The sequence below is a fragment of the Oleiphilus sp. HI0086 genome (assembly GCF_001635225.1).
Genome location: NZ_LWFZ01001433.1, coordinates 1 through 1,424, shown reverse-complemented (window position 1 = coordinate 1,424; position 1,424 = coordinate 1). Strand labels below are relative to the sequence as shown.

The 1,424-nt window shown below is 42.5% G+C and carries 2 protein-coding genes and 1 pseudogene; all 3 read right to left on the bottom strand.

All coding sequences use genetic code 11. The features are described 5' to 3' along the window. Nucleotides 1–413, bottom strand: a pseudogene (gene secD / locus A3756_RS24405) (protein translocase subunit SecD); the annotation flags it as partial. 154 nt (nt 414–567) lie between these two features. Then, a complete protein-coding gene (yajC, locus tag A3756_RS24400) occupies nt 568–837 on the bottom strand; it encodes a preprotein translocase subunit YajC (RefSeq protein WP_231872197.1) in 270 nt (89 codons plus the stop codon). Nucleotides 838–1,000: 163 nt separating this feature from the next. After that, the coding region (locus tag A3756_RS24395) for a tRNA guanosine(34) transglycosylase Tgt (protein WP_156490743.1) at nt 1,001–1,424 on the bottom strand (424 nt) is incomplete at its 5' end.

Sequence of the window (1,424 nt, the reverse complement as noted above, 5' to 3'; positions counted from 1 at the left end):
ACTTCGAGTAAGAAGTGAACACCACCTCGCAAATCTAGACCAAGTTTCATAGGTCCAGCACCCATAGACTTAAGCCAATCAGGTGTGCTTGGTGCCATATTTAGCGCCGCAATATAATCACTACCCAAAACATCGCTTAGGACTTCTTTTGCAGATAATTGAGCTTCGTTGTCATAGAAACGAACCAAAAGGTTATTACCATTTAACTCCGCATGCTTAACAACAACATTATTTTTCTCTAATACGCTAACGACCCGCTTCTGTAGAGCATCGTCTGCTTTTAGCGAGCTTTGCGTTCCGGTCACCTGCACAGCAAAGTCATCAGGATAGAGATTAGGTAATGAGTACACTGCACCCAATGCCAGGGTGATCAGTATGAGAATATATTTCCACGCGGGGTATGTATTGAGCATCTTAGCTCCAGATCCTTTCGGTATTATTCAAAGTAATTGAGTGTGCAGGTGTTATATCACGACGCAGACCCTGTTACGCGAACAAAGCCTAAACAAACGTAAAAACATCTCGATTAGCCTAGTCGCTCACCCTTTGTGAGCGACTAACACTGATTTAGATACCTTTTAAGGTGCCTTTTGGTAATGCTGAGGCAACTGCTACTTTCTGAATGTTCATTTCAACACCCTCAGAAACTTCAACCTTAACAAACTCTTCTGAAACTTTTGTGACCTTACCAGCGATACCGCCATTCGTCACAATCTCGTCACCTTTGCTTAATTCAGAAACCAGATTTCTATGCTCTTTGGCACGCTTTGACTGTGGCCTCCACATCAAGAAGTAAAAAATCAGGATAAAGCCACCAAAGAATACCAACTGCATCATTGCACTTGGGCCTTGAGGTGAAACAGGCGCGCCTTCAGCCAGGCTAAGCGCAGAGTACATGCAGAAAGTCAGAAACAGACCAATTTTAGCGATTAATTTCATTAAGGGTTCCCCTTGTTTAGTTCTAATAGTTAGCAGTAAAATTTTTTAACTGAGCAACACTTTATTCTGCTGCGCCAGCTGTTAATTCTGGTGTTGTTTCGCCTCTTTGGGCATAGAAGGTATCAACAAAGGCCGACAATTTACCTTGTTCGATGGCCTGACGCAATCCACTCATTAAGTTCTGATAATATCTTAGGTTATGAATTGTGTTGAGTTGCGCGCCTAGCATCTCTTTACACTTATCTAAATGATGAAGATAGCTACGACTAAAGTTCTTACAGGTATAGCAGTCACATTGTTCATCGAGCGGAGATGGGTCTTCTTTATGAGCTGAATTTCTTATCTTGATAACACCCGTTGAAGTAAACAAATGGCCGTTGCGAGCATTTCTTGTCGGCATTACGCAGTCAAACATATCGATACCGCGACGAACAGACTCAACCAAGTCTTCAGGCTTCCCTACTCCCATTAAATAACGAGGCTTA